18 protein-coding genes are annotated in these 16,833 nt (G+C 66.2%); 13 read left to right on the forward strand and 5 right to left on the reverse strand.

What is annotated here, in order from left to right; genetic code table 11:
• Nucleotides 1–79 precede the first annotated feature (79 nt).
• Nucleotides 80–1,255: an aminotransferase gene (locus tag RM190_RS14245; protein WP_311760117.1), complete on the reverse strand. Its 1,176-nt coding sequence runs from the start codon at nucleotides 1,253–1,255 to the stop codon at nucleotides 80–82.
• Between the two features lie 8 nt (nucleotides 1,256–1,263).
• Nucleotides 1,264–2,052 (reverse strand): hypothetical protein, encoded by a 789-nt coding sequence (locus tag RM190_RS14250; RefSeq protein ID WP_311760118.1) that lies wholly within the window; start codon nucleotides 2,050–2,052, stop codon nucleotides 1,264–1,266.
• Between the two features lie 119 nt (nucleotides 2,053–2,171).
• Between RM190_RS14250 and RM190_RS14255 the strand changes: the two genes are divergently transcribed.
• From RM190_RS14255 to RM190_RS14315, 13 genes are all read left to right on the forward strand, one after another.
• Nucleotides 2,172–2,762 carry an anthranilate synthase component II gene (locus RM190_RS14255; RefSeq protein ID WP_311760119.1) on the forward strand — a complete coding sequence of 197 codons (591 nt, stop codon included), beginning with the start codon at nucleotides 2,172–2,174 and terminating at the stop codon, nucleotides 2,760–2,762.
• The gene (gene trpD / locus RM190_RS14260) at nucleotides 2,759–3,790 is read left to right on the forward strand and encodes an anthranilate phosphoribosyltransferase (protein WP_311760120.1); all 1,032 of its coding nucleotides are present in this window, start codon (nucleotides 2,759–2,761) and stop codon (nucleotides 3,788–3,790) included. The genes RM190_RS14255 and trpD overlap by 4 nt, the downstream gene beginning before the upstream one ends.
• Nucleotides 3,787–4,443, forward strand: a complete 657-nt coding sequence (locus tag RM190_RS14265) for a uracil-DNA glycosylase (protein ID WP_311760121.1) — start codon at nucleotides 3,787–3,789, stop codon at nucleotides 4,441–4,443. Before trpD ends, RM190_RS14265 begins: the two co-directional genes overlap by 4 nt.
• 9 nt (nucleotides 4,444–4,452) lie before the next feature.
• The gene (trpC, locus tag RM190_RS14270) at nucleotides 4,453–5,244 is read left to right on the forward strand and encodes an indole-3-glycerol phosphate synthase TrpC (protein ID WP_311760122.1); all 792 of its coding nucleotides are present in this window, start codon (nucleotides 4,453–4,455) and stop codon (nucleotides 5,242–5,244) included.
• On the forward strand, nucleotides 5,241–5,714 hold the full coding sequence (gene moaC / locus RM190_RS14275; protein WP_311760123.1) for a cyclic pyranopterin monophosphate synthase MoaC: 474 nt from the start codon (nucleotides 5,241–5,243) through the stop codon (nucleotides 5,712–5,714). Before trpC ends, moaC begins: the two co-directional genes overlap by 4 nt.
• A 34-nt stretch (nucleotides 5,715–5,748) precedes the next feature.
• A complete protein-coding gene (locus tag RM190_RS14280; RefSeq protein WP_311760124.1) occupies nucleotides 5,749–6,921 on the forward strand; it encodes a molybdopterin molybdotransferase MoeA in 1,173 nt (390 codons plus the stop codon).
• Nucleotides 6,922–7,032: 111 nt separating this feature from the next.
• Complete coding sequence (gene lexA / locus RM190_RS14285; protein ID WP_311760170.1) at nucleotides 7,033–7,731, forward strand: transcriptional repressor LexA; 699 nt, start codon at nucleotides 7,033–7,035, stop codon at nucleotides 7,729–7,731.
• Between the two features lie 120 nt (nucleotides 7,732–7,851).
• Complete coding sequence (locus tag RM190_RS14290; protein ID WP_311760125.1) at nucleotides 7,852–9,009, forward strand: D-alanyl-D-alanine carboxypeptidase family protein; 1,158 nt, start codon at nucleotides 7,852–7,854, stop codon at nucleotides 9,007–9,009.
• Nucleotides 9,010–9,020: 11 nt separating this feature from the next.
• A complete protein-coding gene (tmk, locus tag RM190_RS14295; protein WP_311760126.1) occupies nucleotides 9,021–9,620 on the forward strand; it encodes a dTMP kinase in 600 nt (199 codons plus the stop codon).
• Nucleotides 9,617–10,702, forward strand: a complete 1,086-nt coding sequence (locus RM190_RS14300) for a DNA polymerase III subunit delta' (protein ID WP_311760127.1) — start codon at nucleotides 9,617–9,619, stop codon at nucleotides 10,700–10,702. The genes tmk and RM190_RS14300 overlap by 4 nt, the downstream gene beginning before the upstream one ends.
• Before the next feature lie 27 nt (nucleotides 10,703–10,729).
• Complete coding sequence (locus tag RM190_RS14305) at nucleotides 10,730–11,530, forward strand: TatD family hydrolase (protein ID WP_311760128.1); 801 nt, start codon at nucleotides 10,730–10,732, stop codon at nucleotides 11,528–11,530.
• Nucleotides 11,527–12,327, forward strand: a complete 801-nt coding sequence (locus RM190_RS14310) for an MBL fold metallo-hydrolase (RefSeq protein WP_311760129.1) — start codon at nucleotides 11,527–11,529, stop codon at nucleotides 12,325–12,327. Before RM190_RS14305 ends, RM190_RS14310 begins: the two co-directional genes overlap by 4 nt.
• Nucleotides 12,324–13,268, forward strand: coding sequence for an AEC family transporter (locus RM190_RS14315; RefSeq protein ID WP_311760130.1), 945 nt, complete (start codon nucleotides 12,324–12,326; stop codon nucleotides 13,266–13,268). The genes RM190_RS14310 and RM190_RS14315 overlap by 4 nt, the downstream gene beginning before the upstream one ends.
• A gap of 136 nt (nucleotides 13,269–13,404) precedes the next feature.
• Here the strand turns inward: RM190_RS14315 and RM190_RS14320 are convergent, their stop codons facing one another.
• From RM190_RS14320 to RM190_RS14330, 3 genes are all read right to left on the reverse strand, one after another.
• The gene (locus RM190_RS14320; protein ID WP_311760131.1) at nucleotides 13,405–14,358 is read right to left on the reverse strand and encodes an ABC transporter permease; all 954 of its coding nucleotides are present in this window, start codon (nucleotides 14,356–14,358) and stop codon (nucleotides 13,405–13,407) included.
• A 5-nt stretch (nucleotides 14,359–14,363) separates the two neighbouring features.
• A complete protein-coding gene (locus RM190_RS14325; RefSeq protein WP_311760132.1) occupies nucleotides 14,364–15,665 on the reverse strand; it encodes an ABC transporter permease in 1,302 nt (433 codons plus the stop codon).
• 77 nt (nucleotides 15,666–15,742) lie between these two features.
• Nucleotides 15,743–16,819 carry an ABC transporter substrate-binding protein gene (locus RM190_RS14330; protein WP_311760133.1) on the reverse strand — a complete coding sequence of 359 codons (1,077 nt, stop codon included), beginning with the start codon at nucleotides 16,817–16,819 and terminating at the stop codon, nucleotides 15,743–15,745.
• Nucleotides 16,820–16,833: the final 14 nt, after the last annotated feature.

Raw genomic sequence — 16,833 nt, forward strand, 5'->3', positions numbered from 1 at the left:
TTAGGCTGCACGGCCCCCGGCGGCAAGTGCCGCGACCCTTCCGGGCCGGGGAAGCGCGATCAAAAGACTGCCGGTTTCCTCAGCCCTGAAAGCCTGCCAGCCGCTGCATCAGCGCGCCGATCCCTGCCCTGTCCGCGTTGGCAAAGGCGATGCGCACATGGCGCGCCCCCTGCGCGTCGCCTTCGGGCATGAACATGGTGCCCGGCAGCAACAACACGCCCGCCTCGCGCACCAGCCGCCGGGCAAGCTCGGGAGAGGGCAGGTCGAACGGGTGCTCGACCCAGGCGAAATAGGCCCCGCAGCCCTTGACCTTCCAGCCATGAAGGGTCGCCATGCCCTCCTCCATCGCGGCGCGGCGGGCCAGGATCTCGGCCCGCTCGCTGGCCAGCCAATCGCCAAGGTTCTCCATCCCCCAGGCCGCGCCGATCTGGCCGATCTGGCTGGCGCAGATGGCGACGGTGTCCAGGAACTTTTCGACCTCGACCATCCGGGCATCGCTGGCGATCAGCGCCCCGATGCGATGACCGGTAAGACGGTAGGCCTTCGAGAAGCTGTAAAGGTGGATCAGCGTGTCGCCCCAGTCCGGATCGGCGAACAGTGCATGCGGCGCGCCCGACCGCGAGTCGAAATCGCGATAGGTCTCGTCCACGATCAGCGCCAGGTTGCGCGAACGCGCGAGATCGAAGAATGCCCGCAGGGTCTCCGCCGGGTATTCCGCGCCGGAGGGGTTGTTGGGGCTGACCAGCACGATCGCGCGGGTGCGATCGTTGATCAACTTCGCCGCCTCGGCCGCGTCGGGGATCATTCCCTGCCCGCAATGCAGACCGACCGAACGGATGCCCTGCATGTCCATCCACATCTTGTGGTTGAAATACCAGGGCAGCGGCAGGATGATCTCGTCCCCTGCCCCAGCAAGGGTCTGGATCGCCGCGCAAAAGGCCTGATTGCAACCCTGCGTGATTGCAACCTGACCGGCCCGGATCTCGCCGCCATAGGCATGGCTCCAGTCCTTTGCCACCGCCTCGCGCAGTTCCGCACGCCCCAGCACGGGGCCATAGAAATGCGCGTCCGGCAGGTTCAGCGCGGCATCGGCCATCGCGCGGCGCAGAGGCTCCGGCGGCGGCTCGACCGGGGCGGCCTGGCTCACGTTGATCAGGGGGCGGTCGGGGGCGAAGGTCACACCCTCCAGCCAGCGCCGCGCCTCCATCACCGGGGGGCGGAAGGTTGCGGCAAGGGCGGGGTTCAAGGGCAGCATAGGATCACTCAATTCGCATCGTTGAGGTGCAAGGCACCGAAATCGGGCGGGGTGGTCAGGTCCAGCCCGTCCCCAACGGCCGGAGCCGAGACCGGGGCGGGCGCGGGAATGCGGGCGACCGGGGCCGCGTCCGGCCCACCCTCTGGCAGCACCGGGCGCTCTGGCACGGTCGCGGCGGCGGGGGTCGGCTGCGCGGCGGGGTCGGCTTCGACCATCAGCGGCAGATCGACCGGATCGGGGGCTGGCGCGGTCATCGTCGGGGCGGCGGGGGCATCTCCGCGCGCCTCGGGCAGCGGAACGGGCGTGGCCGAGGCGGGTGAGATCTCGCCCGCAGGGGCCGGAATCGCGGGCGCCTCGCCCGGCCGGTCCAAGGTCGCCATCGGTTCTGGCGTGGCAGGCGCAAGGTCAGAGCTGCGGGCAAATTCCGACGCTTCCGGCATGGCAAGCGTCTCGGCCGCTGGCCCGCTGTCCGCATCCTCCGCCTCACTGGCAGTGGCGGGCGCGGGGGGCGGAATCGCCAATGCATCCTCTGCCACGGGAGCCAGGGGTGCGGGCGGCGCCACGGGTTCGGCCACAAGCGGCGTGGCCGGCGCGGGCGGGATCTCGACGGCAGCAGGCACCGGCACGGGTTCTGCTTGCGGTTGCACCACAGGATCGGGAATGGCAGCGGGGGAAGGTTCCGGCGTCAACGCGATGACCGGGCGCGGAGGTAGCGGCAGCAGCAGCGAAAGGACGACAAGTCCGGCGCTGCAGGCCAGCACCCCCTGAAACAGTCCCGCCGCAAATCCCCTTGCCATGGGTGACCCGCTCCCTCCGCCCCTGTTTTTGTCGCCCGCGGGGTTGACCCCCCCGCCAGCTTTGCACCATCTATAACCGCAGATTTTCCGGGGTTCACCCCCCAATGCAAGGCCCAGCCATGATCCTGCTCATCGACAACTACGACAGCTTCACTTGGAACCTCGTCCATTACATGGGCGAAGCCGGTGCGGATGTCCGGGTCTGGCGAAACGATGCGCTGAGCGTCGAGGACGCCCTTGGCATGGGTGCGCAAGGCATCCTGATCTCGCCCGGTCCCTGCGATCCGGCCCAGGCTGGGATCATCGTCCCGCTGATCAAGGCTGCCGCCGAACGCGCGGTGCCGATCCTGGGCGTCTGTCTTGGCCATCAGGCCATCGGCGAGGCCTTCGGCGGCAAGGTCGTGCGCGCCAGCCGCATCGTCCACGGCAAAACCGACGCGATCAGCCATGACGGCACCGGGGTCTTCGCGGGCCTTCCCTCGCCGCTGACGGCGACGCGCTATCACTCGCTGACGGTCGAGCCGGAAAGCCTGCCCGACTGCCTGCGCGTCACCGCGACCGCGCCGGACGGCACCATCATGGGGCTTACGCACCGGACGCTGCCGATCGAGGGGGTTCAGTTTCACCCCGAAAGCATCGCCTCGGAATACGGACATGACATGATCCGCAACTTCCTGCGCCGCTGCTCGAACCTGGAATCGGCAGCATGAACGCGCCTTCGGATATCCGCCCGCTGATCGGCGTGGCAGCAACCCGTCCCCTGACCGGGGCCGAGGCCGAGGCCGCGTTCGGCGCGCTGTTCGAGGGCGCGGCCACCCCCGCCCAGATCGGCGGCCTGCTGATGGCGATGCGCGTGCGTGGCGAGACGGTCGAGGAAATGGCCGCCGCGACCCGCGCAATGCGTGCCCGCATGAACCGGATCAAGGCCCCCGATGACGCGATCGACATCGTCGGCACCGGCGGCGACGGCAAGGGCACGCTGAACATCTCGACCGCGACGGCCTTTGTCGTCGCGGGGGCGGGCGTGCCGGTCGCCAAACACGGCAACCGCAACCTGTCGTCGAAATCCGGCTCGGCCGACGCGATGACCCATCTGGGCCTGAACGTCATGACCCCGCCCGAGGTCGCGGAACAGGCGCTGGCCGAGATCGGCATCTGCTTCATGATGGCGCCCATGCACCATCCCGCGATGCGCCATGTCGGTCCGGCCCGGACCGAACTTGGCACGCGCACCATCTTCAACCTGCTGGGACCGATGACCAATCCCGGCTCGGTCCGCCGGCAGTTGACCGGAACCTTCGACAGGATCTGGAACCGCCCTATGGCCGAGACCCTGCGCGAGCTGGGCAGCGACAAGGCGTGGCTTGTCCATGGCTCGGACGGCACGGACGAGATCTCGATCGCGGGACCGACCTGGGTCGCGCAGCTGAAGGACGGCGACGTGACCGAATTCGAGATCTCGCCCGAGGATGCGGGCCTGCCTGTCCATCCTTTCGACTCGGTGCTGGGCGGCGAACCCGCGCAGAACGCAGCCGCGCTGCGCGCGCTTCTGGCGGGGGAAAAAGGGGCCTATCGCGACGCGGTGCTTCTGAATGCCGCCGCGGCGCTGGTGATCGCGGGCCGCGCCTCGGACCTGCGCAGCGGGGCCGAAATGGCCCGCGAGTCCATCGATAGCGGCAAGGCCGCCGCCAAGCTGGAGGCGCTGGCCCGCCAGGTCGGCGCCCCGCCTGAGGCATGAGCCTGCCCCAAGCCTGGGCCGACCTGCCCTTCTTCCGCGACGACTGGCCCGCCATTTCGTCGCGGCTGGAAGGTCAGGACTGGCTGCCCGGCCCCGCCCGCGTCTTTGCGGCGCTGGGCCTGACGCCCCCCGAACGCGCGCGGGTCGTGATCCTGGGTCAGGATCCCTATCCCACGCCCGGACATGCGAACGGGCTGGCCTTTTCGGTCACACCCGAAACCGCGTTGCCGCGCTCGCTGAGGAACATCTATGCCGAGATGCGCGACGACCTTGGCCGCGCCCCGGAAAATGGCGATCTGAGCCACTGGGCACGTCAGGGTGTCCTGCTGCTGAACACCTCGCTTTCGGTTCTTCCCGGTCAGGCCGGGATCCATGCGAAATGGGGATGGGAGCGGCTGGCCCGCCAGGCCGTCGCCCGCGCACAGGCTGAACGCCCGCTGGCCTTCATCCTTTGGGGCGCACACGCGCAAAAGGCGCTGGCGGGTCTGCCGCGTCCGCAGGATCTGGTGATCGAAACCGCCCATCCCTCGCCTCTTTCCGCCCGTCGCGGCTTTTTCGGCTCGCGCCCGTTCAGCCGCGTCAATGACTGGCTGGCGGCGCAAGGCGACGCCCCGATCGACTGGGCTCTTTCCGAAACAGCCGACGCAGAGTAAAAATCCGACATGGACATTCTGGACCGCATCAAAGCCTACAAGCTTGACGAAATCGCCGCCGCCAAGGCCGCCCGCCCGCTGGCCGGCGTCGAAGAGGCCGCACGCGCCGCCGATGCCCCCCGCGGATTCGCCCGCGCACTGGCGGACAAGGCAGGCACCGGCCACGCCCTGATCGCCGAGATCAAGAAAGCGAGCCCGTCGAAAGGCCTGATCCGCCCCGATTTCGACCCGCCGGCGCTGGCCCGCGCCTATCAGGCCGGGGGCGCCGCCTGCCTGTCGGTGCTGACGGACGGACCCAGCTTTCAGGGTGCGCCGGATTTCCTGACCGCCGCCCGCGCCGCCTGCGACCTGCCGGCCCTGCGCAAGGATTTCCTTTACGACACCTATCAGGTGGCCGAGGCGCGGGCCTGGGGTGCCGACTGCATCCTGATCATCATGGCCTCGGTCGACGATGCCCTGGCCGCCGAGCTTGAGGATGCCGCCTTCCATTGGGGCATGGATGCCTTGATAGAGGTCCATGACCGTGAGGAGCTGGACCGCGCGCTTCGGCTGAAATCGCCGCTGGTCGGGATCAACAACCGCAATCTCAAGACCTTCGATGTCAGCCTGCAAACGACGCTGGACCTGGCCCCGCATGTCCCTGCCGATCGCGACGTGGTCTGCGAGAGTGGCCTTTTCACCCCGGAGGACCTGAACCGGATGGCCGATGCCGGGGTCAGGCGCTTCCTGATCGGGGAAAGCCTGATGCGCCAGGCGGACGTCACTCGCGCCACGCGCGACATTCTGGGGCTGGCCGCATGACGCTGACCCATTTCGATTCCCAGGGACAGGCCCACATGGTCGACGTCTCGTCCAAGGCGGAAACCGCGCGCGAAGCCGTGGCCGAAGGCACCGTCATCATGTCCGCCGAAACTCTGGCGCTGGCCCAGGGCGGCGCAGCCAAGGGCGATGTCATGGGCGTCGCGCGGCTGGCCGGGATCATGGGGGCCAAGCGCACCTCGGACCTGATCCCGCTTTGCCATCCGCTGCCGATCACCAAGGTCGCGGTCGATCTTGCCGCCGACCCCGCCCTGCCCGGCATCCGCGTCACGGCAACCGTCAAGACCGCCGGCAAGACCGGGGTCGAGATGGAGGCGCTGACCGCCGTCACCACGGCCTGCCTGACCGTCTATGACATGCTGAAGGCGGCGCAAAAGGACATGCGGATCGAGGGGATCCGCTTGCTGTCCAAGACCGGCGGCAAATCGGGCGAGTTCCGCGCCGCCCCGTGAAGCCCCCCGAAAGCCGCATCGCGAAAGGCACTCCATGATCAGCGTCGAAGAAGCCCGTGCCCTTGTCCTTACGCTCGCGACCCCGCCGGAACCCGAGGAAGTCGCGGTCCATGACGCGCTTGGCCGGGCGCTGCTGGCACCGGCCGTGGCGCGGTTGACGCAGCCCCCTTTCGACGCCTCGGCGATGGACGGCTACGCGCTCCGCTCGGCCGACCTGCCCGGTCCCTTGCCGGTGATCGGAACCGCTGCCGCGGGCGTGCCCTTCGAAGGCGAGACGCCCAACGGCACGGCCATCCGCATCTTCACCGGCGCGGCGGTTCCGCCCGGCTATGACCGGGTCGTCATGCAGGAACATGTCACGCGCGACGGCGACCGGATCACCGTGGCGGAAAGCAGCGGGAACCTGAATATCCGCCTGAAGGGCAATGATTTCGCCGATGGTGCCGAATTCCTGCCCGCGCGCGCGCTGCGCTCCTCGGACCTGGGGCTGATCGCTGCAATGAACGTTCCGCGCATCACCGTGGCCCGGCGTCCCCGCGTGGTGGTGCTGGCCGGGGGGGACGAACTTGTGCCACCCGGCGGCCATCCGGGCGCGGGGCAGATCATCAGCTCAAACGACATCGCCATTGCGGCGCTCGCGCGCGAAGCGGGGGCCGAGGCTGCGATCCTGCCTCTTGCCCGCGACACCGAGGAAAGCCTGCGCGCCCGCTTTGCCGAGGCCGAGGGCGCGGACCTGATCGTGACGATCGGCGGCGCATCGGTGGGGGATCACGACCTGATTGCCAAGGTTTCGGGCGATCTGGGGATGGAGCGTTCCTTCTACAAGCTTGCCATGCGGCCCGGCAAACCGCTGATGGCCGGGCGGATGGGACAGACGGCGATGCTTGGACTGCCGGGAAACCCGGTCTCGGCCATCGTCTGCGGAAAGCTTTTCATGCAACCGCTGATCCGCGCGATGCAGGGCCTGCCCCCCGGTGACGAGCCCGAACGCGCGGTGCTGGCCCGCGACCTGCCGCCCGAAGGCGACCGCCAGCATTACCAGCGCGCGCGCCTTGAAAAGGGCGCCGGACTGGAGGTGATCGACCCGTTCACCGATCAGGACAGCGCGCGGCAATGGATATTGGCCGAAGCCGACGCGCTTCTGGTCCGCCCCGCCCGCGACCCTGCCCGCAAGGCGGGCGAACAGGTCGACTTCGTCCGGCTCTGACCGGATTAAGCCAATCTTTACCCGAATCGGCTTAGTGATTGACGCAAGGTGTTGATCGTTCTAGAACATTCAAGGAACATCATGTCAGTCGCGGCAGAGCAGGAAAAGACGATGCTGACCAGAAAGCAAATCCAGCTGCTTGAATTCATTCAGGCACGCATGGCCCGCGACGGGGTTCCCCCCTCGTTCGACGAAATGAAGACAGCATTGGACCTGCGTTCGAAGTCGGGGATCCATCGTTTGGTGACCGCGCTTGAGGAAAGGGGCTTCATCCGCCGCCTGCCGCATCGTGCCCGCGCGCTGGAAATCGTCCGACTGCCCGACACGCTGAGCAAGGGCTCGGGCTTCCAGCCGCGCGTCGTCACCGGCAACGCGCCCGAACGCCCCGCCCCGCAACCGCGCGCCGCGCTGGAGATTTCGGTCTCGGCGATCGAACTTCCTGTCATGGGCCGCATCGCCGCCGGCGTCCCGATCGAGGCGATTTCGGAAGTCTCGCACCATATCGCCGTGCCAAGCACCATGCTGACGGCGCAGGACCACCACTATGCGCTGGAGGTCAGGGGCGACTCGATGATCGAGGCGGGGATCAACGATGGCGACGTCGTGGTGATCCGCGAACAGGACACGGCGGATAATGGCGATATCGTCGTCGCGCTGGTCGAGGGATTCGAAGCGACGCTGAAACGCTATCGCCGCAAGGGCGGGATGATCGCGCTGGAGGCTGCGAACCCCGCCTATGAAACCCGCGTCCTTCCAGAAGAAAAGGTCCGCGTGCAGGGCCGGCTGGTCGGGTTGATCCGCAGCTACTGACCGCCGCACCCGCCCCCGCGGCGGGTGATCACATTGGCAGGTCAGGGGGTCGAGCAGCGTTGCGGCTGGAACGCGGCTGGGATAACCATATGCGCGAAACTTCAAGGCCAAGGATCCTCAATGCCTGCTCTTGCGCTCCGCATCATCGCTCTTGTCATGGCATTCGCCCTGCCCGCGCAGGCCTTCGACACAAACGCCCGCGCGGCATGGGTCTATGACGTCTCCACCGGCACCGTGCTGATGGAGAAGAACGCGGACGAGCCGATGCCACCCGCCTCGATGTCGAAGCTGATGACGCTCAACATGCTGTTCGAGGCGCTTCACGACGGCCGGGTGACGATGGACACGACGTTCCCCGTCTCGACCAAGGCCTGGCAGATGGGAGGCTCGAAAATGTTCGTCGAGCCCGCGGACCGTCCCACGGTGGAAGAGCTGATCCACGGCATCATCATCAACTCGGGCAACGATGCCTGCGTGGTCGTCGCCGAAGGGCTTGCGGGCACCGAAGAGGCTTTTGCCCGTTCGATGAACGAACGCGCCAAGCAGATTGGCATGAACAATTCGCATTTCGCGAATGCCTCGGGCTGGCCGAACCCGGACCACCGCATGTCGATGCACGATCTGGGCATCCTGGCCAACCGGATGATCACCAAGTTCCCGGATCTGTACAAGAATTTCGGCCTGCGCGAATACAACTACAAGGGTCGCGTGCCCTCGAACGCCAACAACCGGAACCCGCTTCTGCATCTGGGTGGCGGCGACTGGAAAGCCGACGGGCTGAAGACCGGCCACACGCAAGAGGCGGGCTATGGTCTGGTCGGCTCGGCCGTTCAGGGTGATCGTCGCATCATCTTCGTCGTCACCGGCCTTCCCAGCGAACGCGCCCGTGCAGAAGAGTCCGAGCGGATCGTTAACTGGGCCTATCGCCAGTTCACCATGCGCACCATCGTCCCCAAGGGTGAGATCGTCGCCCAGGCCCCGGTCTGGCTGGGCGACCAGGGCAAGGTCGGCCTGACCACCGAGGATGGCGTCAAGGTTCTGCTTCCCGCAGGCGCACAATCCGGCGTCACTGCCGAGGCCGTTTTCAACGGCCCGATCGAAGCGCCGATCACCATGGGCGACAAGCTGGGTGACCTGATCGTCAACATCCCCGGCGCGGGCCAGTCCCGCCTGCCCCTGATCGCCGCCAGCGATGTCGGTCGTGCGGGTGTCTTCGGACGCCTGCAGAACGCCGCCGAACGTCTGGGCCAGCGCGCGCTCCAGGCGGCCAGCAACTGACCCGCGGGCCGATGTTCATCAGCTTCGAGGGGATCGACGGCTCCGGCAAATCGACCCAGGCCCGCCGCCTGGCGCAAAGCCTGCGCGAAGGTGGTGCCGAAGTCGTGCTGACCCGGGAACCGGGCGGCAGCCCTGGCGCCGAAGAGATCCGCAAGTTGCTGGTCGAAGGCGGCGGGGAACGCTGGTCCCCCGAAACCGAGCTTCTGCTGTTTACCGCCGCTCGACGCGATCATGTGGAGCGTCTGATCCGTCCCGCACTTGCGCGCAAGGCGACGGTCATCACCGATCGCTTCGCCGATTCCTCTCGGGTCTATCAAGGCTTGGCGCGGGCCGAAAACCGCCTGCTGGTAGAAGACCTGCACAGGCTGGTCATCGGCATAGAACCGGACCTGACCTTTGTAATCGACATCGCGCCCGATATCTCGCTGGCGCGCGGCACCCTGCGCGGCGGGGCCGAGGATCGCTTCGAAAGCCTGGGGCTGGAGTTTCAGCAGCGCCTGCGCCGCGGGTTCCTTGATCTCGCCGCCGAACTGCCCGACCGCCTGCGCATCATCGACGGCAGCGGGACCGAGGACGAGGTCGCGGCCCGCGTCCTTGCCGCCCTGCCGTGACGGCGGAGAGCCCCCTGCCCGAACCGGACCGCGTGCCCGGCGTGCCCCATCCCCGCGAAAGCACGCGCGTTCTGGGGCAGGACGCTGCGATTTCCGACTTTCTGGGCGCGGCGCAATCGGGACGCATGCACCACGCCTGGCTGCTGACCGGACCACGCGGCACGGGCAAGGCCACGCTTGCCTGGACTATGGCGAAATGGCTGCTTGCCGGGGGTGCGCCCGACCGGATTGAAATCGATCCCGCGCAACCCGTCATCCGCCGCGTCCTTGCGCTGTCAGAACCTCGGCTGATGTTGCTTCGTCGCCCGGTGGACGAGAAAAGCGGTCGCCTCAGGGCGGAAATCACGGTGGACGAAGTCCGGAGACTGCAATCCTTCCTGCACATGTCCGCAGCCGAAGGCGGGCACCGCGTCGCCATCATCGACGCTGCGGACGAGATGAACACGGCTGCCGCCAATGCGCTGCTGAAGCAGCTTGAGGAACCGCCGCGCGACACGACCCTGATCCTGGTCGCCCATCAGCCTGGCCGATTGCTGCCGACCATCCGCTCTCGCTGCCGCGAATTGCGGCTGCATCCGCTGCCGGCCGAGGCGATGTCGCAGATTCTGGACGATCTTGCGGTCGAAGGCGATGCGGCCGGGCTTTCCGCCCTTGCCGGTGGCTCGGTGGGCGAGGCGGTCCGCCTTGCCGCGCAGGACGGGCTTGCCGTCTATGCTGCGATCGTCGCGCTGTTTGCAGACTACCCGCGCATGGACCGGCGTGCCGCCGCAAGCCTTGCCGATCTGGCGGCGGGCCGCCCCGGCGCGGATGGCGATCCCTTCGACCTGGTCGTCACGCTGCTGGACCGTTTCCTGACTCGGGCGGCGCGCAGCGGCCTGCTGGGCGCCCCCCTGCCTGAAGCAGCCATGGGCGAAGCCGAGGTGCTGGGCAGGATTTCGCCCGATCAGCGGGCAGCACAGCTTTGGGCCTCGGCCCAAGCCGAGCTTTCGGCAAGGGCCCGCGCCGGGCGGGCCGTCAACCTTGACCCTTCCGCCCTGGTCATGGATATGCTGATCGGGCTTGCAAATCAGCCCGCTGTATAAGGCCCGCCATTGCGGGAAATTGCCAAGATGTCCGACACCCTTGCCCTTCCCGAACTGGTCGACAGCCATTTCCACCTGGATTTTCCCGATTTCGCGGGGGAAGAGGACCAGCTGATCGCCCGCGCCAAGGCCGCCGGCGTCCGCCGCATGGTCACGATCTGCACTCGCCTTCGCAATGAGCCGAATGTCCGCGCACTGGCCGAGACGCATGATGGTCTGTTCTACGCTGCCGGCACCCATCCGATGTATGCGGCCGACGAGCCGCTTGTCGCGGTCGAGGAGCTGGTGCTGCTGTCCCGGCATCCGAAATTCGTGGCCTTCGGGGAAACCGGGCTCGACTATCACTACACCGCAGAAAGCGCGATCATCCAGGCTGAGAGCCTGCGCATCCATATCGAGGCCGCGCGCCGGACGGGCCTGCCCCTGATCATCCATTCCCGCGACGCGGACGAGGATATGGCCCGCATCCTGACCGAAGAGCATCGCGTCGGCGCCTTCGACTGCGTGATGCACTGCTATACCAGCGGTCCGGAACTGGCGCGCACTGCCATCGATCTGGGGTTCTATCTGTCCATGTCGGGGATTGCCGCCTTCCCGCGCTCGACCGAGATCCGCGAGATCTTTGCAGCGGCACCGCACGATCGCATTCTAGTGGAAACCGACGCCCCCTATCTTGCGCCGCCGCCCTATCGCGGCAAGCGCAATGAACCCGCCTTCGTCGTCCATACTGCTCGGATCGGCGCGCAGACCCTGGGCATGACCGAGGCGGAATTCGCAGCCCTGACCACATCGAACTTCGACCGGCTGTTCACGAAGGCGGCGGCATGATCCGCGCCACCATTCTCGGCTGCGGCTCTTCGGGCGGCGTGCCGCGACTGGGCGACCGTTGGGGCGAATGCAATCCAGCCAACCCGCGCAACCGCAGGCGGCGCTGTTCGTTGCTGGTCGAGCGCGAAGGACCGGAAGGCAGCACCCGTGTGCTGATCGATACCGGGCCGGACCTTGTGCCGCAATTGCTGGACGCAGGGATCGGGGATCTGGACGGAGTCGTCTATACCCATGCCCATGCCGACCATATCCACGGCATCGACGACCTGCGACAGATCGTCTTCAATACCGGCAGCCGGATGCCGGTCTATGCCGATGCCACGACCGCAGCCGCGCTGATGACGCGCTTCGGCTATATCTTCGAGACGCCGCCGGGATCGTCCTATCCCCCGGTCTGCGGCATGAACCTGATCGACGGCTCCTTCGAGATCGAGGGTTCGGGCGGTATCATCGCGCTGACCCCGTTCGAGGTCGACCATGGCGACAGCACCGCGCTTGGGTTTCGCATCGCCTCCGAGGGTGGGGGACTGGTCTATCTGCCCGACGTGCTGAGCATCCCAGCCGTCGCATGGCCGGTGATAGAGGGCGCGCAGACCTTCATCTGCGACGGCCTGCGCCGTCACCCCCATCCCAGCCATGCGCATCTGGACCTTGCGCTGGAATGGATCGCCCGGTCGGGATGCGCGCAGGGCATCATCACCAACATGCATATCGATCTGGATTACGACGACGTCATGGCCGAGACGCCGGACAATGTCATTCCCGCCCATGACGGACTTGTTCTGAACCTGACATGACCATTCTTTTCGACGTCATCCTGCCAGTCTTCATCGTCATCGGATTCGGCTATCTGGTCGCCTGGCGAAAGATGTTCACCGAGGTCGCCGTCGACGGGCTGATGCGGTTTGCCCAGAACTTCGCGGTACCGGTGCTGCTGTTCACCAATGTCGCGCGCCTCGACATGTCGCGGGACATGAATATCGGCATGTGGGTCGCCTTCTATGCGGGGGCGTTTCTGTCCTATTTCGTCGGCTGGGGGCTGGCCCGCACCTGGTTGAAGCGCAGCCCCGAGGATGCCGTCGCCATCGGCTTCTGCTGCCTGTTCTCGAACTCGCTGCTGCTGGGCATCCCGATCATGGAGCGCGCCTATGGGCATGAGGCGCTGGCAGGGAACGTCGCCATCATCGCGATCCACTCGCCGCTGCTTTACACCTTCGGCATCACCATGATGGAGGTGACACGCGCGCGCGGCAAAAGCCTGGCCATCGGCCAGATCGCGATGCGCGCGCTGTCGGGCGTCCTGCACACGCCGCTGATCCTGGGCATCCTGTCAGGCGCGGTCATGAATGTGCTGACCAGCGCCGGACTGGTCATGCCGGAGGGGTTCTGGGCAGCGGCCGACATGATGGCCCGTGCCGCCCTGCCCGCGGCACTTTTCGGGCTTGGCGGCGTCCTGTACCGCTATCGCCCCGAGGGGGACAGCACCGCCATCGCGGTCTGCTGCATCTGTTCGCTGGTGATCCACCCGGTCACCACCTATGGGCTGGGAATGCTGTTCAAGCTGCCGACCGAAGCGATGCGATCCGCCGTCATCACCGCCAGCATGGCCCCCGGCGTCAACGCCTATCTGTTCGCCGCGATCTACAACTCGGCAAAGCGGGTCGCGGCGTCGACCGTGCTGGTCTCGACCGCGCTGTCGATCCTGACGATCTGGTTCTGGCTGTCGATCCTGCCCTGAGGCGTGGACAGATGGCGGCCGGCATCTGCTGCATGCCGAGTGCGGGCCGCCTTCGGCGGGGGTATTTCGGAAACAGTGAAGTTGAAAACGCCGCCCATCAGGGCGGCGGGTTCAAGGTCGCAGGGGCGTGCGCAGTCTAGCTGGGTGTGACGCCGCGCAGGCGTTCCGAACGGCGGCGCAGCATTTCGACCGCGGTCAGCAGCGCGATCGAGAAGATCACCAACAGCGTCGCCACCGCCAGGATCGCGGGCGAGATCTGCTCGCGGATGCCGTTCCACATCTGGCGCGGAATGGTCTGCTGATCCGGCCCGGCAATGAACAGCACCGCCACCACCTCGTCGAACGAGGTGACAAAGGCGAAGAGCGCGCCCGAGATCACGCCCGGCAGGATCAGCGGCATGATGATGCGGAAGAAGGTCTTGCGCGGATTGGCGCCCAGGCTTGCCGCGGCCCGCGCCAGCGACTGGTCGAAGCCCACCAGCGTCGCCGTCACGGTAATGATGACGAAGGGAATGCCCAGTGTGGCATGGGCGAGGATCACACCCAGATAGGTTCCGGCCAGCCTCCCGCATTGCGGGTTCAGCCCAAGCCAGGTCAGCGGCTCGCACGGGTTCGAATAGAAGAAGAACATCCCCGTCGCGGTAATGATGATCGGAACGATCATGGGCGAGATAAGGATCGCCATGATCGCGCGGCGAAACGGCATCTCGGGGCGCGACAGGCCCAGCGCCGCCAGCGTTCCCAGAACCGTCGCGACGATCGTCGCGAAGAAGCCGATGATCAGAGAGCTTTTCGCCGCCTGCACCCATTTCGCGTTCTGCCAGGCATCCATCCACCAGGCCATGCCGCGTTCGGCATCGGGCTGCTGCATCCCGAAGGTCAGCAGGCTGTCATACCAGCGCATCGAGTAGCCGGCAGGGTCGAAGGACAGCATCTTGTCGGTGAAGGTGAAATAGGGCTCGGCGTTGAAGCTGAGCGGGATCACCACGACGATCGGGGCGATCAGGAAGAAGAAGATCGCCGCGCAGATCACCAGATAGGCATAGTGCCACACCCGCTCCAGCTTGGTCGCATAGGTTGGAAGCGCCATGATGATTACCCCAGCTTCAGGTTGTCGATGCCGACCAGGCGGTCATAGACCCAATACAGGATCAGCACCCCGCCCAGCAGCAGCGCGGCCAGCGCCGCAGCCATGGACCAGTTCAGCGTCTGCGTCATGTGCATCGCGATCAGGTTCGAGATCAGCTGCCCGGACGAGCCGCCGACCAATGCGGGCGTGATGTAATAGCCGACCGCAAGGATGAAGACGAGCAGTGCCCCTGCCCCCAGGCCCGGCAGCGTCTGCGGGAAATAGATTCGGCGGAAGGCCGTCCAGCTTGTCGCCCCCAAAGAGCGCGCGGCCCGCACATAGGATGGATTGATCGTCCGCATCACCGAGTAGAGCGGCAGGATCATGAAGGGCAGCAGGATATGCGTCATCGCGATGATGGTGCCGGTCTGGTTGTAGATCATCTGCAGCCTCTGGTTTTCCCCGATGATGCCGAGACCGACCAGGATGTCGTTGACCACGCCCTGCTGCTGCAGCAGCACCATCCACGCCGTGGTTCGCACCAGAAGCGACGTCCAGAATGGCAGCAAAACAAGGATCATCAGCAGGTTCGACTTTCGTGTCGGCAGCGTCGCCAGCAGATGCGCAATGGGGAATCCCAGCAGGAAGGTAGTCGCGGTGATGACCAGCGACAGCCAGAAGGTGCGCATGAACAGTTTCAGATAGATGCGCTGCTGTTCGGCCACCTGCACGATATTGCCGTTATCGTCCCGCGTCCGGTCAATCGCGGCAAGATAGAAGTTCGCCGTGTAAGCCGAGGATGCCTCGCGCATCACCGACCACAGGCGGGGATCGCCCCAGTCCTTGTCGATCCCCAGCATCGCGTCGCGATAAGGCGGCTCCAGCCCGTCGCGGACCTTGCGCCCGGCCGAGGTAAACAGCGAGCGCGTGCCCGGCATGTCGTAATTGACCCGGGTGCCGACGACGCCGATGGTCCGCGCCTTGGACGCGGCCTGGAGATCGGCGGCCAGCGCGCCCCAGGCCGCCTCGTCCGGCTCGGCGCCGCGGGGATGGTCGTGAAACCACGCCGTCAGCTGGGGCATGTTCGCCGAAAAGCCGTCATTCTTTACCGAACGCTGCAGCATCTGCCCGATCGGAAAGACAAATGTCACCAGGATGAACAGCAAAAGCGGCAGAACCAGCAGGAAGGCGCGACGTCGCGCGCGGCGCGAACTGCGCGCCAGCGCACGGGCCAGCGGTTGTCCGTCTGCGGTCCGCAATGTGCCACCTGCGTCAAGGCCGGTGGCCTCGGTCACGATGGCGGCGTGGGGGTCAAGGGCTTTTGCCATCTTGGTCCTTCAGCAGGGTCTTCGACAGGTCAGGGAAAGCCCGCCGCCCGACGAATCCGGGCGGCGGATGCGCACGATCAGCCGGCGGCCAGCCACGAGTTGAACCGCTCGGACAGTTCCGCCGAATGGTCGGCCCAGAATTCCGGGTCGTCCATCACCGCGGTCTCCATATGCTCGGGACTGGTCGGCATGTGCGGCGCCATTTCGGTCTTGCCGTCCTGATACATCCCGACCAGCGCAGCGGAGCTTTTCCGCGACGGACCATAGGCGATCCATTTCGCCTGATCGGCCAGTCGCTGGGTATCGGTGGCGAATTTCAGATATTCCATGGCCGCCTCGGGATTGGGCGAATCCTTGGGAATCGCGAACATGTCCATGTCCATGTACTGGCCATCCCAGATGATTTCGAAGGGCTTGCCCTCGGCCACCATCGCGTCGAAGAAGCGGCCGTTATAGCCCGTGGCCATGACCACCTCGCCATCGGCCAGCAGTTGCACCGGCTGGGCCCCTGCCTCCCACCAGACGACGTCCTTCTTGATGGTGTCCAGTTTCTTGAAGGCGCGGTCCACGCCTTCGGGGGTCGAAAGCGTCTCATAGATCTGGTCGGGCGCGACCCCATCGGCGATCAGCGCCAGATACAGCGTCCGTTTGGGGTTCTTGGGCAGGCCGCGCTTTCCGGGGAATTTCGTCGTGTCGAAGAAATCCGCCGCGGTCTTCGGCTTCTCGCCGGAAAACTTGGTCGTGTCGAAAGCGATGACCGTGCCCCAGAAGATGTTCGCGACAGCGCAATCCTGTAGCGCACCGGGGATGAAGTCATCGGCCGCCGAGGTGCCGTCTGGCGCGGCGGGCAGGCTTGCCGGGTCGATCTCGACCAGCGCGCCTTCGTCGCAAAGGCGGATGGCGTCCGAGACCTCGATGTCGAAGACGTCCCCGGTGATGTTCTTCGCCTCGACCTGCGCCTTCAGGGGCGTGGCCGGGTTGTCGGCGGCGATCATGTTGACCTTGATGCCGGTCTTTTCGGTAAAGGGCTTGTTATAGGCTTCGACCTGCGATTTCTCGTAGGCCCCGCCCCAGGACACCACGTTGACCTCTTGCGCCTGGGCGGCAAGGGCCAGGCTGCCAAGGGCCGATGTCAGAATCAGCACTTTCTTCATGTTTCGTTGAACTC

The sequence above is a fragment of the Paracoccus broussonetiae genome (assembly GCF_031854425.1).
Classification (GTDB): Bacteria; Pseudomonadota; Alphaproteobacteria; order Rhodobacterales; family Rhodobacteraceae; genus Paracoccus; species Paracoccus broussonetiae.